This is a genomic window from Lysobacter spongiicola DSM 21749 (assembly GCF_900167055.1).
GTDB lineage: Bacteria > Pseudomonadota > Gammaproteobacteria > Xanthomonadales > Xanthomonadaceae > Novilysobacter > Novilysobacter spongiicola.
Window position 1 is genome coordinate 320,526 of record NZ_FUXP01000001.1, and the last position, 26,901, is coordinate 347,426.

A 26,901-nucleotide genomic window follows, 5' to 3' on the forward strand; every position below is an offset into this window, starting at 1 on the left:
CGCCCTATCATGACCGGGATGTCGTCCCCCGCCCTGCCCCACGCGTTCTACCGCCGCGATGCACGCGAGGTGGGCCCGGCCCTGCTCAACAAGGTCCTCGTTGCAGCCGACGGCCGTGCGGGGCGCATCATAGAAGTCGAGGCCTACCTCGGCACGGATGATCCCGCCTCGCATTCATGGCGCGGCATGACCGCACGTAATGCGACGATGTTCGGACCGGCGGGGCACATGTACGTCTACTTCACCTACGGCATGCACTGGTGCGCCAACGCCGTGTGCGGAGAAGATGGAGAAGGCACCGCGGTGCTGCTCCGGGCCCTCGAGCCGCTGCGGGGGCTGGACCTGATGTACCCGGCCCGGCCGGCTGCACGGAAGGACCGCGACCTGTGCAGCGGACCGGCCCGCCTTGCGCAGGCCCTGGGTATCGACGGGCGTTTCGACGGCGAAGACCTGGCCACCGGCGCGTTCAGGATCCTCGACGATGGCACCCCGCCGCCCGCGACCCCCGTGGCGACCACCCGGGTTGGCATCACGCGGGCGCGCGACCTGCCGTGGCGCTGGTACGTGCCTGGCCATGCCGGAATTTCGCGTCCGTAGCCGGCACCTGCTCCGGCGCCTTGCAAGTCTTTCCTGATCCTGAAAAAGCTTCGCGTCGTGCAGCGGTGTTGAACATGCCAAAGCGTGCCTGGCCGTCCCGATTCCGCCTCCACGGAACCCCCGGGTTGGCACGCCGTTTGCGCCGTACCTGGGGCACCGCAACGGACAGGAGCGGCACCGCCGCAGAAGGAGGACAACGTGGCTCTCAGCCTTACCGACATCAAGGGTTGCCCAATCGACCGCCAGCGCTTCACCTGGCGCGAGCTGGTGCAGAAACCGATCAGCAAGCTGGACGACGACGCCTTCACCCGGGTGCGCATCATCCTGCTCAACGGCTTGGAAATGGAGGCCCTGCGCTTCTCCCACTCCGCCGCGCGCATGAATCGTGCGCTACGGGAACCGCTCGCGCGGCTGCGGCGGGTCGAGCAACACCAGGCGACGATGATCAACTGGCTGATCGGTGCCGACCACTCTCCGCTGGAAACCACGATCGCCTACGAGCAGGTGGCCATCGAAGTGACCGCGGCGGTGGCCCAGACCGAGCCCGATGCCTACCTCGCGCAGACCTACCGCTTCGGCCTGCTCGAGGACTTCGACCACATGTACCGCTATTCGGCGATGCTGGATAGGCTCGAGGGCAAGGACGCGAACAACATCCTGCAGTGCTATACCGACATCCTTCCGGGGCGCCCGACCGTGGTCGAGCACCGGCACCCGGACGACGACCTGCGCAACCCGTTCGACCGGCGGACCGCCGCACCGATCTCCAAGCTGCACGCGCTGACGATCATGGCCGCCGAGCAGCAGACCCACAACTACTACATGAACATCGGGCCGCTGTTCACCGATCCCATCGCGCGGCTGCTGTATGCGGAGATCGCATCGATCGAGGAGCAGCACGTCACCCAGTACGAATCGATCATCGATCCGGACCAGACCTGGATGGAGCAGTGGGTGATGCACGAGCTCAACGAGGTCTACAACTACTACAGCTGCGTGCAGCAGGAGACCAATCCGCGCATCAAGGCGCTGTGGGAGCGGTTCCTGGACTACGAGCTGGGCCACCTGCAGGTCGCGATGGACCTGTTCAAGGAGCACGAACGGCGCGATCCGATGGAGATCCTTCCCGACGAGCTGCCCGAGCCGATCAAGTTCGCGAGCCAGCGCGACTTCGTGCGCAAGGTACTGCTGCAGGAGGTCGACCTGCGGGCGAACGGTCCGGACTTTGTCCCGAGGGACCAGGAAAACGAGGCGTCGATCCGCTACCGCGACCACATGAACTCGGAGGGATCACCGACCGAGGCGGTGGCCGAAGGCTACATGTGGAATCCGGGAACCGAGCAGACACCGAGGCCCGCCCGGAAGTAGCCGGCCCGCAAGCGATCAGGATCCGAAGGAGAATCCCATGGAGAAGAACGTACACACCGGCATGAACCGCACCGGCATGAAGGCCTCGCCGATCGACGCGAAGGCGCTGCTGGAGGTGCAGGAACTGCAGGAGTCGGCCCCCGCGCCCTCCCCGACCGCGGATGAGATCCGCGCCGCCTACCAGGCCGACGCGGACGCGGTGGGCACCGTCCCGCCACCGACGTCGATCAAGGGCGTGCTGGGCGTGGCAGCCGAGGCATTGACCGGGCACAAGATGCACATCCTGCTGGACAAGATGGGTGAGCGCGCGGCTTTCGAACGTGCGGGCACCCGGCTTTACGACGCGATGCTGCGGAAGGTGTCGGCAGCGGAGCACCTGCCCGGCGGGGTCACCGTCGCCGGCCTCAGGGAAATACGTGACGAAGAGGCCTCGCATTTCCTCCTGCTGGCCGATGCCATCGAGAAGCTTGGCGCCGACCCCACCACCCAGACGCCGTGCGCGGACATCGCCGCCGTGCAGGGCATGGGGCTCCTGCAGGCGATGAACGATCCGAGAGTGACCATCCCCCAGGCCCTGCAGACGCTGCTCGACGCCGAATTGATCGATGCCGCCTCGTGGGAGCTGCTGATCGAACTGGCCCGCCAGTTCAAGCAGAACGAGCTGGTGGACCGTTTCACCGTCGCCCTGGAGGCCGAAAACCGGCACGAGGCCACGGTGAAGGCTTGGCTGTCGGCGGCGATGGCCGAGGTCGCCAGCGTCGGCTGAATACGACCGGAGTGGCGAAGACGTGGAAGTCCCGGTTCAGCCCTTGGGACGCCGGGACTTCCGCTCGCTGCGCAGGCGGTCGAGCTTGTCCTTGAGCTTGATCTCCAGCCCCCTGTCCACTGGCCGGTAGTAGACGCGCTCCCCCATCGCATCCGGGAAACCGGTCTGGTCGAGCGCCACCCCACCCTCCGCGTCGTGGTCGTACTGGTAGCCTTTGGCGTAGCCGAGCTGCTTCATCAGCTTGGTCGGCGCATTGCGCAGGTGCAGGGGCACCTCTTGCGTGCCATGTTCCCGGACATCCCGCTTCGCCTCATTGAAGGCAACGTAGGCGGCGTTGGATTTCGCGGTGCTGGCGAGGTAGATCACCAGTTGCGCCAGGGCCAGGTCTCCTTCCGGGCTTCCCAGCCGCTCGTACGTGTCCCACGCCTCCACCGCCATGGTCTGCGCGCGCGGGTCGGCCAGCCCGATGTCCTCGGTGGCCATCCGCGTCAGGCGGCGCGCCAGGTAGATCGGATCGCAGCCGCCATCGAGCATGCGCGCGAACCAGTACAGCGCTGCATCCGGATTGGAGCTGCGCACCGATTTGTGCAGCGCCGATATCTGGTCGTAGAACTGCTCTCCGCCCTTGTCGAAGCGACGGGTGCGGTCGGCCAGCACCTGCACGAGCGTGGCTTCAGTGATTTCTCCGCGCTCGTCCCCGGCAAGCTCGGCCGCGATCTCTAGCAACGTGAGGCCGCGGCGGACGTCCCCATCCGCGGCACCGGCGATCTGCGCCAGCGCCTCCGCATTGACCCGCAGCCCGTGTCCGCCGAGGCCGCGCTCGTCATCCTGTAGTGCGCGTTCAAGCGCGACTGCAATGTCCTGCGCGGAGACCGCCTCCATCACGTGGACGCGGCATCGCGAAAGCAGGGCGGAGTTGAGCTCGAAAGATGGATTCTCGGTGGTCGCACCGACGAACAGGATGCTGCCGCGCTCGATGTGCGGCAGGAAGGCATCCTGCTGGGCTTTGTTGAACCGGTGGACCTCGTCGACGAACAGCACTGTCCGTCGCCCCTGCGCGAACCGCTCCCCTGCTTCTGCGAGCACGACGCGCACGTCCGGCAGCCCCGACAGCACCGCGGAGATCGCGCGGAACTCGGCGTCGGCGTAATGCGCCAGCAACAGCGCCAGCGTGGTCTTGCCACACCCCGGCGGGCCCCACAGGATCATCGAGTGCACGTGCCCAGATTCCACCGCGCGCCGCAGCGCCGAGCCCTGGGCGAGCAGCCGGCGCTGGCCAACCATCTCGTCGAGTTCGCGCGGGCGCATCCGTTCCGCGAGCGGGCGGAGCGCATCGCTACCGGCAGCGGGGATCAGGTCAGGGGTGGAACGGGCGGAGCGACGTGCCAAGGCGGGTCCGGGGTGGCGGCCGGCGCCTAAGATACCAAGCAGCGGCTCAACGCGTGGCGACCGATGTGGCTACCGGCTCCGGTTGGTCGCCCGCCCAGTTGGCGGTGGTTCCGAGTTCGTAATCGAGGTCGATCCAGTCGCCCGAGCGCTGGTCATAGAGTGCCTGCACCTGGGCGGCAGTCGTGCCTTCGGTATCGAAATCGGCGGTCCCTGTGGCCCGGACCCTGAGGTATCGCCCGCCCGCCGGCGCCGCCACGACCCTTTCCAGCTCAAGCTCGACCGGCTGGCCCGCGAACTCGGCTGCCAGCGCGGCATTCACGCGCTCGACGAGTTCGACCGCCACTTCCGAACCCGCATCCAGAACGTCCCCGGCGCCGGTGTCGCCCAGCACCAGGTACGGATAACCGACCGTCGCCGTGCGGGTGTCATACACCGCCTCGAAGCTGAGCGGCATCCACGCTTCGCCGTCGCCGATCCGCATGCGGCCATGTCCACTCACGGCCCGGTCCCGGACGCTGAGCGGCTCCACGTCCACCTGGTCGAGCTTGACCGCCACGTCGCGCTCATCGAAGCGCGTGGAAATCGCGCCGACCACGGCCGCCGCGACGGCACCGTCCATGGCGAGGTCACCCTCGACACGGGAGTCGGGTGCTTCCAGGGCCTCGGCCTGCACGGCCACCACGGATTGCTCCCCCCCGCGGTCCTGCCCGGCAGAAGCCGTGGCCACTGCGCCACCGAATACCAGCGCGGCGATGGCCAACGGAAGAGAAGCGGGACGCAGCGAAAAACGCAATGAAGGCACTTGCACGATACAGACTCCCGGGGCGGCAGGCTGTGCCCCTGGAAGCCACTATCCCCACCGGCGCGTCGAAACCATGTGAGCCAAGTGCCTGAATATGAACGGTTATGTCTGGCGCCGCGTTCAGCCTCCGCCGATCACGTCCACGCCCGGTGCGGGGGTGTAGCTGAAGGTGCCGGGCGCGAATTCGGGATTGCGTTGCCAGCCGCTGAACTTGATCTCGGTCCGCTGGCCGACACCGTCGACCACGACCATCTGCACCAGTTGCTCATCGTCGAAGGCGAGCCGCGCGGAATTGAAGCTGGCACGCTCGGAATCCTTCGGAGTGAGCTTGAGCCACTGCAGATCGCCGGTCCGTCCCGCTTCCTCGACCTTGAACTTCGCATCCAGCTTCTTCGGCTCGATCAGGGCGGACAGCGGGCTGTCCTGTTCTTCCGCGCCCTGCGGGCGGACCGTGACCTGCTCAAGGTCCGGATCGAGGATCCATACCTTCGTCCCGTCCGCCACGATCAGCTGCGGATACGGCTTGACGTACTCCCAGCGAAACAGCCGCGGCACCGACAACTGGACCTGGCCGCTGGAGGTCTCCTTCAGCGCACCGCGGGCGTCGTACACCTGTTGGGTGAAGCTGCCATCGAGCCCCTCCAGCCCGTCGGTGAATTGGTTGAGCTCGTCGCGGGCGCCAGCAAACGCGCTTCCGGCAACGAGGGTTCCCAACAACAGTCCGGTGCCCCGGCGGATCATCTGGTTCATGCAATCGATCTCCGATCAGTCAGGCTGCAGTGTGTGCGCGACAAGCTGAACAGGTGCTCGACATCGCCCGCGCGGAGCCGTTGGATACGCGCGCTGTTGTAGGAGCGGCTTCAGCCGCGATCCGGAAGCGGATGGGCAACCGATGATCCGATCGCGGCTGAAGCCGCTCCTACGCCCGAAGGAAGTCCCCTTGGGGGACAGAAGCCTTAAACCCGCTCCCCGGGCTCAGTCCCGCGGTGGGGGTGGCGCCAGGACACTGCGGTCGCCGTTGTGTTCCGCGCGGCTGACGACACCCGCCTCCTCCATCGCCTCCACCAGGCGTGCGGCCCGGTTGTAGCCGATCTTCAGCCGGCGCTGGACACCGGAGATCGAGGCGCGGCGGGTCTCGGTCACTACCCGGACCGCTTCGTCGTACAACGGATCGGACTCGTCGCCACCGCCGCCGGAAGCCTCTGGCAGGCCACTGGCACCGACCACCGTGCCGTCGCCCAGTGTCTGCACCTCTTCCAGCACGCCCTCGATGTAGTCGGGGCCGCCGCCGGACTGCTTGAGGTGCTCCACCACGCGGTGGACCTCTTCGTCCGAGACGAATGCGCCGTGCACGCGTTCGGGCATCGCGGTGCCGGGCGGCAGGTAGAGCATGTCGCCGTTGCCCAGGAGCGTCTCGGCACCGGACTGGTCGAGGATGGTGCGGGAATCGATCTTGCTGGATACCTGGAACGCGATGCGGGTCGGGATATTGGCCTTGATCAGGCCCGTGATCACGTCCACGGACGGGCGCTGGGTCGCCAGGATCAGGTGGATGCCGGCGGCACGGGCCTTCTGCGCCAGGCGGGCAATGAGCTCCTCCACCTTCTTGCCGACGATCATCATCATGTCGGCGAATTCGTCGATGAACACGACGATGTGCGGCAGCGGCTCCAGTTGGGGCGCGACTTCGTTGATGTCGGGGTTCGGCTTGAACAGGGGGTCCAGCATCGGCTGCCCGGCATCGGCGGCCTCGCGCACCTTCTTGTTGAAGCCTGCCAGGTTGCGCACGCCGACGGCGCTCATCAGCTTGTAGCGGCGCTCCATCTCGGCCACGCACCAGCGCAGGCCATTGGCGGCCTCCTTCATGTCGGTGACCACCGGGGCCAGCAGGTGCGGGATGCCCTCGTAGACGCTCAGCTCGAGCATCTTCGGGTCGATCATCAGTACCCGCAGGTCCTTCGGCGAAGCCTTGTAGAGCAGGCTGAGCACCATCGCGTTGACCGCCACCGACTTGCCCGAACCGGTGGTGCCGGCCACCAGCAGGTGTGGCATTCGCGCCAGGTCGGCCACCGTGGGACGACCGGAGATGTCCTTGCCCAGTGCAAGGGTCAGGGGGCCCTGGGACTTGTCGTATTCCTTCGAGCGCAGCAGCTCGGAGAGATAGATCATCTCGCGCTGGGTGTTCGGGATCTCCAGGCCGATCACCGACTTGCCCGGGATCACGTCGACCACGCGCACCGATTTCACCGAAAGCCCGCGCGCGATGTCCTTGTCCAGCGAACTGATCTGGCTGACCTTGACCCCTGGCGCCGGCTCGATTTCGAAGCGCGTGATCACTGGCCCGGGATAGGCACCCACCACCTGCGCTTCGATCCGGAAGTCCTTGAGCTTGAACTCGATCTGCCTCGACAGGGTTTCCAGCGTCTCGGCGCTGTAGCCCTTGGGCTGCGGCTTGGGATCGTCCAGCAGCGCCAATGGCGGGATGCCGCTGCCGTCCCCGACATGGAACAGCGGGATCTGCTGCTCCCGCTTGGCCCGGTCGCTCTTCTCGACAGCCGGCGCCGCCGGGGGCTCGATCCGGACCGGGGCGCGCTTCGCCCGCAGCTCGGTGTCGACCTTGCGCACGACCTCACGCTCCTCGCGCATCGCCCGGGTCTTTTGCCAGTCGCTGGCCTGTCGGCTGCTGCGCCGGAACAGGCCCATCAGCACCGGTCCCGCGGCCAGCACCCACTGCCCGATGCGGTCCATCACCGCGAGCCAGGAAATGCCCGTTGCCAGGGTGATCGACACCAGCAGCAATGCGAGCAGGAACAGGTTGCCGCCGACGGGCCCGAACCCGCTATAGAGCGAACGGCCCACGAGTTGCCCGAGGATGCCCCCTGCCCCGGCGGAAAAGTCCAGCACGGGACCGATGCGGAGCTGCAGCAGCCCGGTAGCGGACACCAGGAACCCGACGATCCCGACCAACCGCAGCGCCGGCCCGAGGTCCGGGTCACCGTCGCCATCGGTGTCCATCCGGAACAACGCGATCCAGGCGATCAGGCCCAGCACCAGCGGCAGCAGGAAGGCGACGTAGCCGGTCAGGTACAACAGGACATCCGCCAGCCACGCACCTACCCGGCCACCGCGATTGTGCAGCGGCGCGGTGATGCTGCCCGACTGCGACCAGCCCGGGTCATTGGGTGAAAACGTCACCAGGCACACCAGCAGGTACAGCAGGAACGGCGCGATCAGGATCAGCGCGATGTCGCGCATCAACCGCTGCCGCCGCGGCGAGGCTGCGGGGCGGTCGGATGCGGTCGTCTTCTTCCTGCGGGTTGCGGTCGAGGCTTGCGCCACCGTGATGTTCTGCCTCAGCTAGGTGCTGTTAGTCGTTGAATATACGGAGGATGATTGCAAAATGACAGCGCCGGCACTGGGCCGGCGCCGTGGCTGCGTCAGGTCAGACCTTCATGTCCTGCAGCGCGGGATGCACCAACTTGCCACCTTCCACGTTGATGCCCTTCGCAAGCGCGGGGTCTTCGCGCCAGTTGCTGTTCGACGCCATGCGGTTCACCCACGGCAGGATGGCCGCGCAGATCGCCTGCGAGCTCGTCTGCGGGACCGCGCCGGGCATGTTGGTGACGCAGAAGTGGGTCACGCCCTCCTCGACGTAGGTCGGCTCTTTCCAGGTGGTCGGGCGGGAGGTCTCGAAGCAGCCGCCCTGGTCGATGGAGATATCCACCACCACGCTGCCGTCCTGCATGCCCTTGAGCATCTCCCGGGTCAGCACGCGCGGGGCCTTGGCACCGGTCACCAGCACGGCACCGACCACCAGGTCGGCGGTGGCGAGCTCGCGGGCGACCACGTCGTGGTACGGGTACAGCGCGGTGACGTTCGGGCCCAGGCGCATCATTTCGTCCATGCGGTCCTGGCGCATCTCGAACACCACCACGTTGGCACCGCCGGCCGCAGCCAGTTCGGCCGAGGCACCACCGGCCTTGCCGGCGCCAAACACCACCACCTTGCCCCGCTCGGTCGACGGCAGGCCGCCCAGCAGCTTGCCCTTGCCGCCCTGCGGCTGGTGCAGCAGCGTGGTGCCGACCTGGGTGGCGATCTTGCCGGCGACGATCGACATCGGCGCGAGCAGCGGGAGGTCGCCATTGGGCAACTCGACGGTCTCGAAGGCGACGCCTGTCAGGCCGATGTCCAGCAGGCGGCGTGTCAGTGCCGGCTCCGCTGCCAGGTGCAGGTAGCAGAACAGCAGGTGGTCCTTGCGCAGGTGCGCCAGGTCGCCTTCGATTGGCTCCTTCACCTTGACGATCATCTCGCCCTGCTCGTACAGGGCTGCGGCATCGGGCGCGATCTTCACGCCCAGGTCGATGTACTGCTGGTCGCTGAAGCCACTCTTGGTGCCCGCATCCTTTTCGACCCAGACCTCATGGCCCCGCTTGACCAGGTCACCGGCCGCGGCCGGCACGAGCGCAACGCGCCCTTCGAGGGTCTTGGTTTCCTTGGGTACGCCGATACGCATTGCCGTGCTCTCCGGTGGGCCAGAAAAAACGCCGCGTCGGCGCGGCGTCTGGCCAGGTTGGGTGTGGTCCTTGTGTACAGATGCCACGGTGCACTGGAACGCTGCGTCCGTGGTGCCTGCCTTGTTTTGCCGGAGCGCCGCCGCCAAGCTATGTCCACGTCGGCCGCGCTTGCGCGGCCTTGCTTCGCGCGCCGATGGCGCGCCCCGGAAATCCTGCCGCGATTATACCCATGACCCCAAGCAAACACGCCCGTCTCATCATCCTCGGCTCCGGCCCCGCCGGCTGGACATCGGCGGTCTACGCCGCCCGCGCCAACCTGAAGCCGCTGGTGATCACCGGCCTCCAGATGGGCGGCCAGCTGATGACCACCACCGAGGTCGACAACTGGCCCGGCGATGCCCACGGACTGATGGGGCCGGACCTGATGGCCCGCATGCAGGCCCACGCCGAGCGTTTCGATACCGAGGTGGTGTTCGACCACATCCACACCGCCGACCTGTCCCAGCGCCCGTTCCGCTTGGCCGGCGACAACGGCGAGTACACCTGCGACGCGCTCGTCATCGCCACCGGCGCCAGCGCCAAGTACCTGGGCATCGAGTCCGAGCAGAAGTACATGGGCAAGGGCGTGTCGGCCTGTGCCACCTGCGACGGTTTCTTCTACAAGGACCAGGAAGTCGCGGTGATCGGCGGCGGCAACACCGCCGTGGAAGAGGCGTTGTACCTGTCCAACATCGCCCGCAAGGTCTACGTGGTGCATCGTCGCGACACCCTGCGCGCCGAAAAGATCATGCAGGACAAGCTGTTCGCCAAGGCCCAGGCCGGCAAGGTCGAGATGGTGTGGGACCACACCGTCGACGAAGTGCTGGGAGACGACTCCGGCGTGACCGGCATGCGCCTGCGCTCGACCAAGGACGGCGCCACCCGGGAGATCGCCCTGAACGGCTTCTTCGTGGCGATCGGGCACACGCCCAACACGTCGTTGTTCGAAGGGCAACTGGAGATGAAGGGCGGCTACCTGCAGATCAAGTCGGGCCTGGACGGCAATGCCACCCAGACCTCGGTGCGCGGCGTGTTCGCGGCGGGTGACGTCGCCGACCAGGTGTACCGCCAGGCGATCACCTCGGCGGGCTTCGGCTGCATGGCGGCGCTGGACGCGGAGAAATTCCTCGACCTGGACGCGTGACCGTGGAGGCGCGGTTCCTCGCGAACCTCGCTGAAGTGGAGGCAGCGCGTTGGGATGCGCTGCACGATGGCAGCAACCCCTTCCTGGTCCATGCCTTCCTTGAAGGCCTGGAGTCCACGGGTTGCCTGCGCCCCGACTGGGGCTGGACGCCGCGCCATCTCACCCTGTGGCGCGGCGACGAACTGGTGGCCGCCGCACCGGGCTACCTGAAGGACAACTCCCACGGGGAGTTCGTGTTCGACCACGCATGGGCACATGCCCATGCCCGGCACGGCCTGGAGTACTTCCCCAAGTATCTGTGCGGGGTGCCCTACTCGCCGGTGCAGGGGCCGCGCCTGTTGGCGAAGGACGAGGAGACGCGGCGCCTGCTGCCCGACGTGATGGTGGCGATGTGTCGACAGACGCACCTGTCTTCCGCCCACGTCAACTTCCATCTCGAACGCGATGACGTCGCTTTCGGTCCCGAGTGGCTGCAGCGCATCGACGTGCAGTACCACTGGCACAACGAGGCCGGGTGGCGGGACTTCGAGGGCTTCCTCTCCGCCTTCGACCACAAGCACCGCAAGAACATCCGGCAGGAGCGTGCGCGGGTCGCGCGTGCCGGCGTAACCTTCCGGGTCGTGGAGGGCCAGCAGGCCACGCCGGCCGACCTGGAGGCAATGCACGGCTTCTACCTGCGCACCTTCGCCGAGTATGGCAACCATCCGGCGCTCACCCTCGCCTTCCTGCAGCACCTGGCGGAGAAGATGCCGCAGTCGCTGGTGATCTTCTTCGCCGAGCTCGCAGGCGAGCCCGTCGCCGGCGCCCTTTGCCTTCGCGGCGGGGACACGCTCCATGGGCGCTATTGGGGTGCACGCGAGGCGATCCCGGGCCTGCACTTCGAGACCTGCTACTACCAGGGCATCGACTACTGCCTGCGCAATGGGCTGACCCGTTTCGAACCCGGTGCACAGGGCGAGCACAAGCTGGCGCGGGGCTTCCTGCCCAGCATCGTGCGCAGCCGCCACTGGATCGCCCACCCTGCGTTCCACGATGCACTGCAGGGATGGTGCGGACAGGAGGCGGAATCTGTCCGGGCGTACGCTGCGACCCTCGCCGCGCATTCGCCCTTCAAGACCCTCCCCGCCGATGCCCATCCGCCTGCCCGCCCTTCCCGCTGATCCGACGGCCGCATTCCCGCCGCCCGAAACTGCCCTGCGGGAGCCGGACGGGCTGCTGGCGATGGGCGGCGACCTGTCCCCGGCCCGCCTGTTGAATGCCTACGCGCAGGGGGTGTTCCCCTGGTATGCCGAAGGGCAGCCCCTCCTGTGGTGGTCGCCGGATCCGAGAATGGTCTTCCGGACCGGCCGGGTCCGGCTGTCATCAAGGTTCCGTCGCTCGCTGCGGCGCTGCGAGTGGACGGTTACCGCCGACACCTGCTTCCAGGACGTCATCACCGCGTGTGCCGACGCGCCCCGCGCCGGCCAGCCGGGGACCTGGATCACAAGCGAGATGCAGGCCGCCTACACCCAACTCCACCGGCTCGGCCATGCCCATTCGATCGAGGTGCGGACGGGCGCCCGGCTGGTTGGCGGCCTGTACGGCATCGCGATCGGCCGCATGTTCTTTGGCGAGAGCATGGTCAGCCTCGCCTCCGGCGGGTCCAAGGTGGCGATTGCCGCGCTCGCGCATCGGTTGGAGGGGTGGGGTTTCCCGCTGATCGACGCGCAGGTGGAGAACCCGCACCTGCTCTCACTGGGCGCGGAATCCTGGCCAAGGGAACGCTTTCTCCAGGCAGTGCATGAACTATGCGCACAACCGGGGATGACGGGCTGCTGGAGCAATGCGTTCGGCCAACTCCACGCCGCGGACCTTGCAGCGGCCGACGGCAACCGCCGCGACGGCTGAACACGCCGGGCGCCTGGCTTTGCTTGATGGCCCCTGCCGTGGCAGAATGCCCGGCTTCGCGGCCGCATTTTGCGCTGCTTCAAGGCAACACTAGGAAACACATGGCAAAAGACGACGTGATCGAATTCGAGGGCACGGTGGCGGAAACCCTTCCGAACACCATGTTCCGTGTGCGTCTCGAAAACGGGCACGAGATCATTGCCCATATCTCCGGCCGGATGCGCAAGAACTACATCCGCATCCTGACGGGTGACCGGGTGAAGGTGGAGATGACCCCATACGACCTGACCAAGGGTCGCATCACCTACCGCATGAAGTAACTGCGGTAAGTTACTGAAGAAAAAGGCGGCCACTGGCCGCCTTTTTTCGTTTCCACCTGTCTCATACCGTCGCTGGCAATAGCCGCTCGGGCTCGGCGTGTGCATCGATCACCAGCTCGTTGTCCCTCACCTCGACGGTGACCCGGCCACCGCCTACCAGCTTGCCGAACAGCAACTCGTCTGCCAGCGGACGCCTGATCTTGTCCTGGATCACGCGTGCCATCGGGCGCGCACCCATCAGCGGGTCGAACCCGTGCTGGGCGAGCCACTCCCTCGCTTCCGGGGTCGCGCTCAGGGTGACACCCTTCTCGTGCAACTGGGACTCCAGCTCGATCAGGAACTTGTCCACTACCCGCAGGATGTGGTCCAGCCCCAGTGCCTGGAACTGCACCACCGCGTCCAGCCGATTGCGGAACTCGGGGGTGAAGCCCTTGCGGATCACTTCCATGGCATCGGTACTGTGGTCCTGCTTGGTGAAGCCGATCGAGCGACGGGCGGCCTGCGCCGCGCCGGCGTTGGTGGTCATCACCAGGATCACGTTGCGGAAATTCGCCTCGCGCCCGTTGGTGTCGGTCAGCACGCCACGGTCCATGACCTGCAGCAGGATGTTGAAGATGTCCGGATGGGCCTTCTCCACCTCGTCCAGCAGCAGCACGCAGTGCGGCGTCTTGACGATCTTCTCGGTCAGCAGGCCGCCCTGATCGAAGCCGACGTAGCCGGGAGGCGCACCGATCAGGCGCGACACCGAATGCGGCTCCATGTACTCGGACATGTCGAAACGCACCAGCTCGATGCCCAGCTGCAGCGCGAGCTGCTTGGTCACCTCGGTCTTGCCGACGCCGGTCGGACCCGCGAACAGGAAGTTGCCGATGGGCTTGTCGGGGTTGCCCAGGCCGGAACGTGCGAGCTTGATGGCGGCAGTCAGCGACTCGATCGCCGGGTCCTGCCCGAAGATCACCATCTTCAGGTTACGCTCGAGATTGCGCAGCACGTCCTTGTCGGTCGCCGAGACCTGCTTGGCGGGAATACGGGCCATCTTCGCCACGATCGTCTCGATTTCCTCGACGTCGATCAGCGACTTGCGCTCACCCTCGGGCAGCAGTCGCTGGCGGGCACCGGCCTCGTCGATGACATCGATGGCCTTGTCGGGCAGCAACCGATCGCCGATGTGCTTGACCGAAAGGTCCACCGCGGCCTGCAACGCATCGTCCTCGTAGGTGACCCCGTGGTGGGCCTCGTAGCGCGGCTTGAGGCCCTGCAGGATCTCGAAGGCCTCGCCAACGGTCGGCTCGACGATATCGATCTTCTGGAAGCGGCGGGCCAGCGCCCGATCCTTCTCGAAGATCCCGCGGTATTCCTGGAACGTGGTCGAGCCGATGCAACGCAACTCGCCCGACGACAGCGCCGGCTTGATCAGGTTGCTCGCGTCCATGGTGCCGCCCGACGCCGAGCCGGCACCGATGATGGTGTGGATCTCGTCGATGAAGAGCACCGCACCCTCGATCTTCTTCATCTGCGCGAGCACCGCCTTCAGGCGCTTCTCGAAGTCGCCGCGGTACTTGGTCCCGGCCACGAGCGCGCCGAGGTCCAGGGAATAGATCGTCGCGTCGGCCAGCACCTCGGGCACGTCGCCGTCGACGATGCGCTTGGCCAGGCCCTCGGCGATCGCGGTCTTGCCCACGCCGGCCTCGCCGACGTAGAGCGGATTGTTCTTGCGACGGCGGCACAGCACCTGGATGGTGCGCTCGACCTCCTCGGAACGCCCCACCAGCGGGTCGATCTTCCCGTCCCGCGCCAGCTGGTTCAGGTCCACGGCGAACTCGGTCAGGGGATCGGCCTTGCCCTCGCCGCCCTCGACCGGCTGCGCTTCTCCCTCGACCGGCTCGCTGTCGCCCGCGTCGCCGTGGCGAGCGATGCCGTGCGAGAGGAAGTTCACCACGTCCAGGCGCGCGACGTCCTGCTGGTTGAGGTAGTACACGGCGTGGGAGTCCTTCTCGCCGAAGATCGCTACCAGCACATTGGCGCCGGTGACCTCCTTCTTGCCGGAAGACTGCACGTGGTAGACCGCCCGCTGCAGCACGCGCTGGAACCCCAGCGTGGGCTGGGTATCCCGGTCGATCTCATCGGGAAGCACGGAGACGGAGGTGGTGATGGCCTGCTCCAGATCGCCCCGGAGCCGCTCGAAATCGATCCCGCAGGCCTTCATCACGGTTTCGGCCGACGGGTTTTCGGTCAGGGCCAACAGGAGGTGCTCGACCGTCATGTACTCATGGCGCGCCTCACGGGCGCGCTTGTAGCACTGGCCGATGCTGTACTCGAGATCCTTGCTGAACATGGGGCGGACGCCTCCGAAAAGCTACTGCGATCCTAGATGGGGATGTACGCGGGCTTTTCCATGCGCCCCCGGCCTCTTTGGACCCCGAACGCTCTGGCAGGTTCCCCCTTCGTTCAGAAGATACTGCCTGGCGGTCAGGCCCGCTCCATGGTGCACAGCAGAGGATGCTGGTTGAGCCGCGAGAACTCGTTCACCTGGGCTACCTTGGATTCGGCCACTTCGCGCGTGAAAACCCCGCATACGCCCCGGCCACGCGTGTGCACGTGGAGCATGATCTGGGTCGCCTTCTCGGCGGTCATGGGGAAGAAGCGCATCAGCACCTCCACCACGAAGTCCATCGGGGTGTAGTCGTCGTTGAGCAACAACACCGAATACAGCGGCGGCTTGGCGACTTCGGGTCGGCTGGCTTCGACCATGGCGCCATGGCCGTGGTCGTGCTCGTGTTCTCGGTCGGAGTGCTTGGGCATGGCGCGATTATAAATCCCGCCGGCCCGCGCGGCGATGGACCACCGCCGGCGCCACGGTCAGAATGGCGCATTGTCCCCACCACCGGATCGTCTCCTTGAGCTATCGCGAAGGCCGCTTTTGGCAACCGGACGTGACCGTGGCCACGGTGGTGGTTCGCGACGGAAAGCTGTTGATGGTCGAGGAGGTCGTCGGGGGGCAGCGGGTCCTGAACCAGCCGGCGGGCCACCTCGAACCGGACGAAAGCCTGGTGGATGCGGCGGTGCGGGAGACGCGCGAAGAGTCAGCATGGGAGGTGAAGCCCACCTGCTTCCTCGGCGCCTACCAGTGGAAGGCCCCGGTGCTGCCCGACGGGAGCGGTGGGCGCCACTACCTGCGATTCGCCTTCGCCGCGGAACCGGTCTCGCACGACCCGGCCCGAACGCTCGATACGGGTATCGTGCGGGCCTTGTGGCTGACCCCGGCGGAACTGCAGGCTCGTTCGGCCGAACACCGCAGCCCCCTGGTCTGGCAGGCGGTGGACGACTTCCTCGCGGGTCGGCGGCACCCGCTCGACCTCGCCCGCCAGCTGTCGTGAACGCTGCCGGCTCCACGCCTGCCCGGACCATCGTGGGGATGTCCGGCGGGGTCGACTCCTCCGTCGCCGCACTGCTGCTGCAGCAGGCGGGCGAGCCGATTGCCGGATTGTTCATGCAGAACTGGGCCGACGACGGCAGTGGTGACTGCCGGGCCGAGGACGATCGGCGTGATGCGGTCGCGGTGTGCGGGCGGCTCGGCATCCCCATCCACTTCCGCGACTTCTCCGGCGAATACTGGAGCGGTGTCTTCGAGCACTTCCTCGCCGAATACGCTGCCGGCCGCACGCCGAATCCGGACGTGCTCTGCAACCGCGAGATCAAGTTCCGGTACTTCCTGGATGCCGCCCGGGAACTCGGGGCCAGCCACATCGCCACCGGGCACTACGCACGGGTTGCAGGGGATGGCGGGCGCTTCCGGTTGCTGCGTGGACGGGACCGCAACAAGGACCAGAGCTACTTCCTGCACCAACTGGGGCAGGAACAGCTGGCGGCCACGCGGTTCCCGCTCGGCGAGCTGCCCAAGGACCAGGTCCGGGAGCTTGCACGCAGCGCAGGCCTCCCGACCGCCGCAAAGAAGGACTCCACCGGCATCTGCTTCATCGGCGAACGCGACTTCCGCGAGTTCCTCGGCCGCTACCTGCCCGCCAGGGAGGGCGAGATGCGGACCCCGGAAGGCCACGTGGTCGGCAGGCACCCCGGGGTCTTCTACTTCACCCTGGGCCAGCGCGAGGGCCTGAACATCGGCGGTGTCCGCGGTTTCGAACCCGCCCCGTGGTACGTGGTCGGCAAGGACGTACGGCAGAACGTACTGTACGTTGCCCAGGGCAGTGATTCGCCATGGCTCCACTCCACGACGCTGCAGTCCGAAACCATGCACTGGATCGCCGGTGCTCCGCCCGCTGCGCGCTTCAGTTGCACCGCCCAGACCCGGTACCGGCAGGCGGAGGAGCCATGCGACGTCATCGTGCGGGAGGACGCCACGCTGGAGGTGCGGTTCCAGCGCCCCCAACGTGCGGTCACGCCCGGCCAGTCGGTCGTGCTCTACGACGGCGACGCCTGCCTGGGCGGGGCGGTCATCGCCACCACCAATGCGCCACTCGAACTCCGCATGAGGACTACCGCTGAATGAGTGATACCAGTGACAACCCGCTTTCCGCACGCGTACTGGCCCTGGCAGGACTGGTCCAGGCCCTGGCGCAGGTGCGTCGGATCGCCGACACCGGGCAGGCGAACGCCAGCGTGCTGGAGACCTCGCTCGGATCGGTGTTCCGGATCGAAGCCGACTCTCCCGAGGGCGTATATGGCGGCCGCGAACAGGTCCGGCCGGGGCTGATGCTGCTCCGCGAGTACTTCGGCAGCAAGCCCAAGGACGAGCAACTCCCCCGGCTCGCCCTGTCGGTCATGCAGCTCGAGCGCAGGTTCGTTGGCGACGCCGCCATGGCCGACAAGGTGCAGGCCGGGATCCGCGCGCAGTCAGGGCCGGCTCGCGAGCTGGGATGCACCCACCCCGACGTGATCGCGGCGATGGGGAGCCTGTATGCAGACACCCTGAGCAACCTGCGGCCGCGGGTGCTGGTGCAGGGAAACCCGCACTACCTGGGCCAGGCCGGGGTAGTGGCCGAGGTGCGTGCAGTCCTGCTCGCAGCGGTCCGTTCGGCGGTCCTCTGGCGCCAGATGGGCGGCAGCATGTGGGACTTCCTGCTACGGCGCCGGGCGATGGCGGCCACCGTGGACGAACTGCTCCGTTGAGCCCCCTGCAGCGCGCCACGGAGGGCGTGCGACGGCCGCGCGAACCGGCACCATCCCCGCCGCGTGCACAAGGCGCCGACGCAGGATGGGCCCGTTTCCGGCATAATTGACCAGCTAAATATGCGGCGACATACCCCGCTCGGGGGCGTCCCGCCCTTCCCTGCTGCAGCCACGGAGCCCCCAATGGCAGACTCCTTCGCCACCCGCTCGCAACTTGACGTCAACGGCAAGTCCTATACCTACTTCAGCCTGCCCAAGCTGGGCGAGCGCTTCGACCTGGGCAAGCTGCCCTACTCGATGAAGATCCTGCTGGAGAACCTGCTCCGCCACGAGGATGGCGGGATGACGGTCGGCAAGGACCACATCGAGGCCGTTGCAAGCTGGGACCCCGCGGCCGAGGCCTCCACCGAGATCGCCTTCATGCCGGCGCGCGTGGTGTTGCAGGACTTCACCGGGGTGCCATGCGTGGTCGACCTCGCTGCGATGCGCGATGCCGTGTCCCGCCTGGGTGGCACCGCCGGCCAGATCAATCCGCAGATCCCCTCCGAGCTGGTGATCGACCACTCCGTGCAGGTCGACGTCTTCGGCCGCGCCGATGCGCTGGACCTCAACGGCAGGATCGAATTCGAGCGCAACAAGGAGCGCTACAGCTTCCTGCACTGGGGCCAGAAGGCGCTGGAGAATTTCAAGGTGGTGCCGCCCAATACCGGCATCGTGCACCAGGTGAACCTGGAGAACCTGGCCCGGGTGGTGATGGAGCGCGAGGTCGACGGTGAGCTGCTAGCCTTCCCCGACACCGTGTTCGGTACCGACAGCCACACCACCATGATCAACGGCATCGGCGTGCTCGGCTGGGGCGTGGGCGGCATCGAGGCGGAGGCCGCGATGCTGGGCCAGCCGTCTTCCATGCTCATCCCGCAGGTCGTCGGGTTCAAGTTGAACGGCAAGCTGCCGGAAGGCGCGACCGCGACCGACCTGGTGCTCACCGTCACCCAGATGCTGCGCAAGCACGGGGTGGTCGGCAAGTTCGTCGAGTTCTTCGGCGACGGCCTGCAGCACCTGCCGCTGGCCGACCGCGCGACCATCGGCAACATGGCCCCCGAGTACGGCGCGACCTGCGGCATCTTCCCGGTGGATGCCGAGGCACTGCGCTACCTGCGCCTGTCGGGCCGCAGCGAACAGCAGATCGCGCTGGTGGAGGCATACGCCAAGGCCCAGGGAATGTGGCACGAGGCCGGCCAGGCCCCGGCCCAGTACTCCTCCGTGCTCGAGCTGGACATGGGTGACGTCAAGCCGTCCCTCGCCGGCCCGAAGCGTCCCCAGGACCGCGTACTGCTCACCGACATGCAGGCCAATTTCCAGGCCAACGTGCAGAGCCTTGTGGCCAACCGCAAGCCCGTGCGCCAAGAGGTCCGGTTCGACCAGGAAGGCGGCGCACAGCAGCAGGCCGAAACGCTGGCTGCCAAGCCGGTGTCGCGCATCCGCATGCAGGACCGCGACGTGGAGCTGACCGACGGCTCGGTGGTCATCGCCGCGATCACCTCCTGCACCAACACTTCCAATCCGGCCGTGATGCTGGGTGCGGGCCTGCTGGCGCGCAATGCCGCGGCCAAGGGACTGAAGGCCGCGCCGTGGGTCAAGACCTCGCTCGGGCCGGGTTCGCGCGTGGTCACCGACTATCTGCAGAAAGCCGGCGTGCTGGACGACCTGGAGAAGCTGGGCTTCTTCGTGGTCGGCTACGGCTGCACCACCTGCATCGGCAACTCCGGTCCGCTGCCGGAGGAAGTGTCCAAGGGCATCGCCGAGAACGACCTCGCCGTCGCCTCGGTCCTGTCGGGCAACCGCAACTTCGAGGGCCGCATCCACGCCGAGGTCAAGATGAACTACCTGGCCTCGCCGCCGCTGGTGGTGGCCTATGCGATCGCCGGCACGGTCGATATCGACCTGACCAACGATCCGCTTGGCCAGGACGCGGACGGCAACGACGTCTACCTGCGTGACATCTGGCCGAGCAACAAGGAGATCGGCGACACCATCGCCGCGACCGTGGGCCCGGAGCTGTTCGCACAGAACTACGCTGACGTCTTCAAGGGCGACAGCCGCTGGAACGAGATTGCCTCGCCCGACAGCGAATCCTTCGCCTGGGACGAAGCTTCGACCTACATCAAGAACCCGCCCTATTTCGACGGCATGACCATGGACGTCGGCGCGATCTCGGACATCCACGAGGCGCGCGTGATGGGGCTGTTCGGCGATTCGATCACGACCGACCACATCTCCCCGGCCGGCGCGATCAAGAAGGACTCCCCGGCCGGCCGGTTCCTGCAGGAGCGCGGCGTACAGCCGGCGGACTTCAACAGCTACGGCAGCCGCCGCGGCAACGATGACGTCATGGTGCGCGGCACCTTCGCCAACATCCGCATCAAGAACCTGATGCTCGATGGCGTCGAGGGCGGCTACACCCGCTACTTCGGCGGCGGCGCCGACGAGCAGATGTCGATCTACGACGCGGCAATGAAGTACAAGGCCGACGGCACCCCGCTGGTGGTCTTCGCGGGCAAGGAGTACGGCACCGGCTCATCGCGCGACTGGGCGGCCAAGGGCACCAACCTGCTCGGGGTGAAAGCGGTCGTGGCCGAGAGCTTCGAGCGCATCCATCGCTCCAACCTGGTCGGCATGGGCGTGCTTCCGCTGCAGTTCAAGGACGGCGAAAGCGCAAAGTCGCACGGCCTGGATGGTTCGGAAGTCATCAGCGTGACCGGGCTGCAGGACGGCAAGTCCAAGACCGCGACGGTCGTGGCCCGCAAGGCCGACGGTTCCGAAGTGCGGTTCGACGTCCACGTGCTGCTGCTGACGCCGAAGGAAGTCGAGTACTTCCGCCACGGCGGCATCCTGCACTACGTGTTGCGGGACCTCGCCAAGCGTGCTGCCTGATCACTGGCAGCACATGCGGTAACAGGGAAAGCGGCTTCGGCCGCTTTTCCTTTTTATGGCCCGCATCCCCCACCGGGAACCTTCTCTCAGTCGCATCCACCAGCAGGGACGAAAGAGAGGTCCTCGTAGTCGTAGCTGAAGTCCGCTTCCGGGTCGACCTTGGCCATCTCCAGCCGGCGTCCCTGCTCCCCGTCCCCACGCGGGAACAGCCACGCCTCTGCGTCGACGCTGTCGCGATCCCAGTCGACCAGGTAGCGTCCCGCCGACTCCATCACCACGCCCGCCAGCATCGGCGACTTTGCTGCGGCGAAACGGACGGTGTCGCCCTCGCTGCACAGGCGGATCTCGCCAAACCAGGGATCGCGCCATGTCCCGAGCCAGTGCCGCAGCTCTTCGCCCGTTGCAGGCCGGCGTACCGATACATCCGGCTTTGACACGTTTGTGCCGTCCTGGACCGGTTGCCGTTCCAACAGGTTCGCGTAGCGCTCCACCGTGTGCGACTCGTCCGGACGGGTGAAGTGCTTCACCAGCACCTGGTTGATCACCGTCCTGGCCCGGTCCCCGCTGCCGTTGATCAGCACCACGAATCCGCTCCTTCGGTCCGGCAGCAGGTGCAGCACCGAGTACATGCCCGACAACGTGCCGGTGTGGGAGACACTCCACTCGCCGTCGATGTCGGCCAGGCGCCAGCCATACCCATAGGCCCGGAAACGGGTGCCGTTCCAGTCGCGGTCACGCTGCGAAATCGGGAGCGGCGTGTGCGATGCCCACAGTGCGGCGCGCTGTGTGTCGGACAGCCAGGCCTTTTGCGATGGATCCGGCGCCAGCCACGTTTGTGCCCACTTCAGCATGTCGGCCAGTCCACAGCGGATGCCTCCGGCCGCGGCGGAGGTGATCGCCGGTACCCGGCTGTCGTCGCGGTTGACCACAACGTTGGCGCCATCGCGATGGCTGTGCGGCTGGGCCACGCTACCGGCGGACTCGAGATCGAACGCCCCAACCCGGCAGCCGGTCAGCCCCAGCGGCTCGAACACTTCCCGACGCACCAGCGCTTCGTACGAAGCCCCACCAGCGGCCGCGGCCACTTCGCCGGCGACCACGTAAAGCAGGTTGTCGTAGGCGTAGCCGGAACGGAAGCTCCGCTGCGGCTTGAGGTGCGCGAGCCCGGCGATGATGTCGCCACGATCGTAGTCGTTCGGCTCCGGCCACAGCATCAGGTCGCCGGCACCTTCGCGCAGCCCGCTGTTGTGGATCAGCAGGTCACGCACCTGCATCTCCCGGGTGACCCACGGGTCATGCATCCGGAACCCGGGCAGGTGCTTGACGACCGGATCCTCCCACTGCAGTTCACCGGCATCGACGAGCCGTGCCAGCACACTCGCCGTCATCGCCTTGGTATTGGATGCGATCTTGAACAGCGTGGCCGGAGCAATCGGGTCGCCGGTGCCTTCCACCGTCTCCCCCACGGTACGGGTGTAGACGATCTCGCCATCCTCGATCACCCCCACGGCGAGCCCCGGGAGGTGGTAACGCTCCACCAGGGCATCGACCTCCCGGTCGAGCTCTACCGGGGTGGTGGCGAAGACGTTGCCACCTCCGAGCGCAGCTGCCAGCGCGAGCACCACTTGGACGCCACGGATGAGTCGCGTGCTCACGCACCCGCCCCTGCGGCGATGCGTTCGACCTCGGCCCATACCCGCAGCAGGTTGCCGCCCCAGAGCTTTTCGATCTCCTCATCCCCGTAGCCCCGCTCTCGCAACGCCCGGGTGACATTGGCGGTCTCGGAGGCATCCATCCATCCGGTAATGCCACCGCCGCCGTCGAAGTCGGATGCCAGGCCAACGTGGTCGATACCCGCCACGGACACCACGTGGTCGACATGGTCCATGTAGTCATCGAGGGTGGCGATCGGGAATTCGGCATCGATCCGGGCCATGCCTACCACGTAGGCCGGGTGGCCGTCGTGCAGATCGCTGTCGAACTCCCCTGCCCCGGCGAGCTTCGCAACCTCGCCCTGCAGTGCCTGCTCCGCCGCTTCACGTGCCGGGTCGGGCTTGAGGAAGTAGGTGTAGGCCACCACTTGGACGACACCCCCGGAATCGGCGATGCCGCGCAACAGTCCGTCATTGATGTTCCGCGGATGCGGAACCAGCGCGTGGGCGGCCGAATGCGAGGCGATCACCGGGGCGGCGGAAGCCTGCAGCACCTCCCGCACGCATGCATCGGAGGCATGGGACACGTCGATCATCATGCCCAGCCGGTTGGCACGCAGGACCACCGAGCGGCCGAACCCGCTCAGCCCCTTGCCCCCGGCCGGCACGTCCCCGAACTCCGGCCGCTCGCCCGAACTGGTGCAGATGGCGTTATGTCCGGTGTGGGTCAGGCCAAGGTAGCGCGCACCACGCGCGTGGGCGGCGTCGAGCCGGTCGAGCCTACGGCCAAGCGAGTAGCCGTTCTCGATGCCGATCATCGCCGACAGCACCCCATCCTGGTGGTTCTGGCGAACCTGCTGCGGGCCGGTCGCCAACCGGATCCGGCCCGGGTTCTGCTGGACGAGTGCTTCTATGGCGTCGTACTTCTCATCCGCGAGGCGCATCGCCCGCCCGTAGCCTTCGGCGGTCAGCGGCCCCTGCTCGACATAGACCACAAAGAACGCCGCATCCAGGCCGCCGCGTTCCATCTTGGCCAAGTCCACCTTGAGCACCGAGTCGGCGCCGGCATCGAAGCGGGCCTTCTGCATGTAGGCCTGCGGGATGTCGACATGGGTGTCGATGGTCAACGGCCATTCTTTTGCTGGGGAAAAGCCGGAGGCGACGGCCATGATGGCCGCCGCACACAACCGCATCAACGTTGTAGCCATTCACTTTCCCGATTGGTTCGCGTCACCCGGGGATGTAGCGATACTCGAGCTGAAGCCTTCGCGCCCGACATCGAGGGGCGCGCCTGCAGTATCCGGGTCGGAGGGGTCAGAAGTTCCAGGTCACCACCAGTTGGGCGTAACGCGGCGACTGCCAGCGGGTACCGGTGCCATGCAGTCCTCGCACCACCCCCGGGTTGGCCTCGTAACGCTGCCGCACGTTCACGACTTCCTGCTCGTTGAGCAAGTTGTAGACCGCCAGTCGCGCCTTCAGGTCGACTCCCTCAACGGGCAGGGTCCAGGTCACGCTGGCACCAACGTTGTAGGTCCAAGGCATCCGCCCACCCGAGCCACGGCCAGCGTACTCGTAGACACGGTCTTCGACGTCCCCGGAACAATTCTGCACGCAGTGCCAGAAGGTGCCCCCGCCCGATCCTTCGGTGACAAAGCTGGCGCCGCCGAGGGTGTCACCCGGCCACGTGACACCGAATTCGTTGATCGGAGCCCCGGACATCGCCGTAAGCATGCCGCCGAACATCCACTGGTCATTGAGCGCATAGCTCCCGCGCAACTTCACCTGGTGGCGGCGATCGTTGAACAGGGGACCGTAATCCTGGTTGTTGGCCGGGTGATCCCAATGCTGGACCATGCCGGTGTCGCCATAGTTGGTATCGGAATTAACCGGGCCCTCATGGTTGCCATCCAGCTTTGACCAGATGTAGGAGGCATTAAACGCCCACTTGTCATCCCAAGCCCGGTCGATCTGGAACTCCACCGACTGATAGGTCCGCTTGGGCTCGAAGTAGCCGACGACTTCGCCGCTGCCGCGCTTGACGTAGCCGTCCGTGGAGGTATCGATCGTGATCCAGCCTTCGGTGTCGCACCCGATGCTGGAATCTCCCCAGATGGTCAGTGGCTTTCCCGGGTTGGCGATCGGCCAGAGGTTGAAGCCGACGGGACCACACGGGGTGTGGTTGATTCGGACGTCGTCGAGCGCATTCTTCATGCGACGGTAGGTCGCATTGACACCCCACGACCATGCGGGGCTTAGCATCGCCTGGTAACCGAGGATCAGCTCATCCTGGTACACAGCATCAAGGTCCCGGTCCACACTTTGGCGCAGGTCGCCGACCGCCACGTTGTAGCTCGTGTCTACCGGTCCGATCTGTTCACCGATGATCGGCTCCATGTAGGAGGCACCAGTGACGGGGTTGGTCGCCTCACGCCATCCGTCAAGTGCGTAAAAAGTTCGCTCGTCGGTAAGGCCACCGGCAAACGTGTAGTTGATGTTGTTGGTGACCGGGAGGTAGTACCGCCCCAGGCTGCCAAACACCTTGCTCGTGCCATCACCTCTGACGTTCCAGGAGAATCCGAGACGCGGCGAGACAAGGTCATCCATCTTGATGAAGCTGCCGCCGGCGGCCGTCTTGTTGTCAAAGCCGTCCACACGGACACCCAGGTTCAGCAGGAGGTTGGGCGTGACGCTCCAGTTGTCCTCGATGTAGTAGGCGCTGGCTTCGGTCTCGAACACGCCGCCATCCACCCGGCGACGCGCCATCAGGACCTCGTCGACCCCAGCCGGGACCGGAGTTCCGTTGTCGAGCACTGTCCCGGGCGCCATCGAATAGGCCGTATAACGCATGCCACTCTCGCCGGGATAGAAGCTGGTGCGATCAGTCGTCATGAGCTCGTGGTCAATGCCGAAGCGGAACTGGTGGTCACCCACCGACCACTCGAAATCCAGTCGCCCGACTTCACGCTCGTCTTCGTGCGCCACGATCGTTCCAGACGTTGGATGGCATCCCAGCGTCGGCGAACCCATCGACTCGTAAATGTCCTGGTAGCTGTCGGCGAAGAAGATCTGTTCACAGGCCGCATCGGCAGGTGACCGAGTGAACGACTGGCTCTGGTTGATGCCGTACATCGCCTTGGCAATGAAGTTCTGGCCAAAGTACCCGGTATACGTCAGAGAGCCGCTCTCGCCACCGCTGGTCGTCGTGCTGGTGCCGATGGCTTCGCCTATCTCACCAGAGTCCCAATCGTAGCCATAGCTTGACGTGTCGACGTCCGTTTCATCGGAGAACGCCAACAGTTCCAGCAGGTGGTCGTCGGTAATCCGCCAGTCCATCTTGGCGCCCCAGAACCCATCACCCGAATCGTCCCGGAACCAGCCACTCCCGCCCGTACTGCTGTACTTTGCGTTGCTGTCGCGCTGCTCGTACATGGCGAAAAGGAACAGACGGTCCTTGATGATCGGTCCCGAGCCCCAGACGTTGGCCTTGGCGAAGCTGCGACGGTCGCGGCTGGCACGGTATACGGAAGACACGGCCTCGCCATCGGAGTTGACGGCGTCGTAATAGTGGTCGTCAGCACTGGCCTTCCAGGCCGCGGGTTCGAACGTGAATTCGATACCACTCTCGAATTCGTTGCCACCGGAGCGACTGACCGCATTGATGACTCCACCCGTGGCGCGCCCGAACTCCACCGAGTATCCGCCTGTCTTGACCTGATACTCGCGAAAGAACGCAAACGGTGCCGCGGAGAAACTCTGCCGACGGTAGAAGTCGGTGACGTTCAGGCCGTTGATGAACACCGAGTTCTCGGCGACGGACGAGCCACCGAAGGAGATGCCGCCGAAGGAGGAGTTGCCACCCACCACGCCCGGCGCCAGCAACGCAACCGAACTAAGGCTCTGCTCCACAGGAAGCCGCGCCCAGTCCTCCCGGGTGATATTGGTGGCCGATTCGGTGGAATAGACATCGACGCGGTTGACCACCCGCTGGCCCACGACGGTCACGGCACCAAGATTGGCGATCCCGCCCTCGCTGCCAAGGTTGACGGTGGTGGTACCACCAAGGCCGACACTTACTGCGATGGGCTCCCCGACGGGTTGCCCGTTACGCGTGGCCCGGAGTGTGTAGTCGCCAACGGGCAGTTGCCCTAGCCGGTAGCTGCCATCACTATCCACCGTCACGGTACGCGTCAGGCCGGTACTGGCGCGGGTTACGGTCACCTGGTCGCCGCCCGTAGCACGACCGGCAACCGACCCGGTCGAGCTTTGGGCTATTGCCGTCGGCGCCATCGTAGAGAGGCTTGCACCGAGGGCGATCCAGAGTGCGGCACGACGGAGCGTGGTGTGACTGGCTTTCATTGCTAC

At 66.3% G+C, this 26,901-nt stretch carries 21 protein-coding genes; 11 read left to right on the forward strand and 10 right to left on the reverse strand.

What is annotated here, in order from left to right; translation table 11 throughout:
- Positions 1–9 precede the first annotated feature (9 nt).
- From B5D37_RS01540 to B5D37_RS01550, 3 genes are all read left to right on the forward strand, one after another.
- Positions 10–597 (forward strand): DNA-3-methyladenine glycosylase, encoded by a 588-nt coding sequence (locus B5D37_RS01540; RefSeq protein WP_078756934.1) that lies wholly within the window; start codon positions 10–12, stop codon positions 595–597.
- Between the two features lie 198 nt (positions 598–795).
- Complete coding sequence (locus B5D37_RS01545) at positions 796–1,965, forward strand: hypothetical protein (protein ID WP_078756935.1); 1,170 nt, start codon at positions 796–798, stop codon at positions 1,963–1,965.
- A 37-nt stretch (positions 1,966–2,002) separates the two neighbouring features.
- The gene (locus B5D37_RS01550; RefSeq protein ID WP_078756936.1) at positions 2,003–2,731 is read left to right on the forward strand and encodes a ferritin-like domain-containing protein; all 729 of its coding nucleotides are present in this window, start codon (positions 2,003–2,005) and stop codon (positions 2,729–2,731) included.
- A gap of 36 nt (positions 2,732–2,767) precedes the next feature.
- Here B5D37_RS01550 and B5D37_RS01555 read toward each other — a convergent pair whose 3' ends face one another.
- From B5D37_RS01555 to B5D37_RS01575, 5 genes are all read right to left on the reverse strand, one after another.
- Positions 2,768–4,039 carry a replication-associated recombination protein A gene (locus tag B5D37_RS01555; protein ID WP_078756937.1) on the reverse strand — a complete coding sequence of 424 codons (1,272 nt, stop codon included), beginning with the start codon at positions 4,037–4,039 and terminating at the stop codon, positions 2,768–2,770.
- Positions 4,040–4,166: 127 nt separating this feature from the next.
- Complete coding sequence (locus B5D37_RS01560) at positions 4,167–4,928, reverse strand: hypothetical protein (RefSeq protein ID WP_143814080.1); 762 nt, start codon at positions 4,926–4,928, stop codon at positions 4,167–4,169.
- Between the two features lie 114 nt (positions 4,929–5,042).
- Positions 5,043–5,663, reverse strand: a complete 621-nt coding sequence (gene lolA / locus B5D37_RS01565) for an outer membrane lipoprotein periplasmic chaperone LolA (protein WP_078757437.1) — start codon at positions 5,661–5,663, stop codon at positions 5,043–5,045.
- Positions 5,664–5,897: 234 nt separating this feature from the next.
- Positions 5,898–8,261, reverse strand: a complete 2,364-nt coding sequence (locus B5D37_RS01570) for a DNA translocase FtsK (RefSeq protein WP_234987676.1) — start codon at positions 8,259–8,261, stop codon at positions 5,898–5,900.
- A 103-nt stretch (positions 8,262–8,364) separates the two neighbouring features.
- Positions 8,365–9,435: an alanine dehydrogenase gene (locus B5D37_RS01575; protein ID WP_078756939.1), complete on the reverse strand. Its 1,071-nt coding sequence runs from the start codon at positions 9,433–9,435 to the stop codon at positions 8,365–8,367.
- Positions 9,436–9,665: 230 nt separating this feature from the next.
- Here B5D37_RS01575 and trxB point away from each other — a divergent pair, with 230 nt between their 5' ends.
- From trxB to infA, 4 genes are all read left to right on the forward strand, one after another.
- Positions 9,666–10,619 (forward strand): thioredoxin-disulfide reductase, encoded by a 954-nt coding sequence (trxB, locus tag B5D37_RS01580; protein WP_078756940.1) that lies wholly within the window; start codon positions 9,666–9,668, stop codon positions 10,617–10,619.
- Positions 10,616–11,779 carry a GNAT family N-acetyltransferase gene (locus B5D37_RS01585; protein ID WP_078756941.1) on the forward strand — a complete coding sequence of 388 codons (1,164 nt, stop codon included), beginning with the start codon at positions 10,616–10,618 and terminating at the stop codon, positions 11,777–11,779. Before trxB ends, B5D37_RS01585 begins: the two co-directional genes overlap by 4 nt.
- Complete coding sequence (gene aat, locus B5D37_RS01590; protein ID WP_078756942.1) at positions 11,748–12,506, forward strand: leucyl/phenylalanyl-tRNA--protein transferase; 759 nt, start codon at positions 11,748–11,750, stop codon at positions 12,504–12,506. The genes B5D37_RS01585 and aat overlap by 32 nt, the downstream gene beginning before the upstream one ends.
- A 101-nt stretch (positions 12,507–12,607) precedes the next feature.
- The gene (gene infA / locus B5D37_RS01595) at positions 12,608–12,826 is read left to right on the forward strand and encodes a translation initiation factor IF-1 (RefSeq protein ID WP_078756943.1); all 219 of its coding nucleotides are present in this window, start codon (positions 12,608–12,610) and stop codon (positions 12,824–12,826) included.
- Positions 12,827–12,887: 61 nt separating this feature from the next.
- Here infA and clpA read toward each other — a convergent pair whose 3' ends face one another.
- Both clpA and clpS read right to left on the reverse strand, forming a co-directional pair.
- A complete protein-coding gene (clpA, locus tag B5D37_RS01600; RefSeq protein ID WP_078756944.1) occupies positions 12,888–15,161 on the reverse strand; it encodes an ATP-dependent Clp protease ATP-binding subunit ClpA in 2,274 nt (757 codons plus the stop codon).
- A gap of 134 nt (positions 15,162–15,295) precedes the next feature.
- Positions 15,296–15,628, reverse strand: a complete 333-nt coding sequence (gene clpS / locus B5D37_RS01605; RefSeq protein ID WP_078756945.1) for an ATP-dependent Clp protease adapter ClpS — start codon at positions 15,626–15,628, stop codon at positions 15,296–15,298.
- Positions 15,629–15,723: 95 nt separating this feature from the next.
- Between clpS and B5D37_RS15010 the strand changes: the two genes are divergently transcribed.
- The 4 genes from B5D37_RS15010 (at position 15,724) to acnA (ending at position 20,887) form a co-directional block, all read left to right on the forward strand.
- Entirely contained in the window at positions 15,724–16,203 is a 480-nt protein-coding gene (locus B5D37_RS15010; RefSeq protein WP_234987677.1) for an NUDIX hydrolase, read from the forward strand.
- Positions 16,200–17,333, forward strand: coding sequence for a tRNA 2-thiouridine(34) synthase MnmA (gene mnmA, locus B5D37_RS01610; protein WP_268776099.1), 1,134 nt, complete (start codon positions 16,200–16,202; stop codon positions 17,331–17,333). The genes B5D37_RS15010 and mnmA overlap by 4 nt, the downstream gene beginning before the upstream one ends.
- On the forward strand, positions 17,330–17,953 hold the full coding sequence (gene hflD, locus B5D37_RS01615; protein ID WP_078756947.1) for a high frequency lysogenization protein HflD: 624 nt from the start codon (positions 17,330–17,332) through the stop codon (positions 17,951–17,953). The genes mnmA and hflD overlap by 4 nt, the downstream gene beginning before the upstream one ends.
- Before the next feature lie 183 nt (positions 17,954–18,136).
- Positions 18,137–20,887, forward strand: a complete 2,751-nt coding sequence (gene acnA, locus B5D37_RS01620) for an aconitate hydratase AcnA (protein ID WP_078756948.1) — start codon at positions 18,137–18,139, stop codon at positions 20,885–20,887.
- 86 nt (positions 20,888–20,973) lie between these two features.
- Here acnA and B5D37_RS01625 read toward each other — a convergent pair whose 3' ends face one another.
- The 3 genes from B5D37_RS01625 to B5D37_RS01635 form a co-directional block, all read right to left on the reverse strand.
- Positions 20,974–22,542, reverse strand: a complete 1,569-nt coding sequence (locus B5D37_RS01625) for a serine hydrolase domain-containing protein (protein WP_234987678.1) — start codon at positions 22,540–22,542, stop codon at positions 20,974–20,976.
- Entirely contained in the window at positions 22,539–23,666 is a 1,128-nt protein-coding gene (locus tag B5D37_RS01630) for a dipeptidase (protein WP_327078544.1), read from the reverse strand. Before B5D37_RS01630 ends, B5D37_RS01625 begins: the two co-directional genes overlap by 4 nt.
- Before the next feature lie 187 nt (positions 23,667–23,853).
- Complete coding sequence (locus tag B5D37_RS01635) at positions 23,854–26,895, reverse strand: TonB-dependent receptor (protein ID WP_078756951.1); 3,042 nt, start codon at positions 26,893–26,895, stop codon at positions 23,854–23,856.
- Positions 26,896–26,901: the final 6 nt, after the last annotated feature.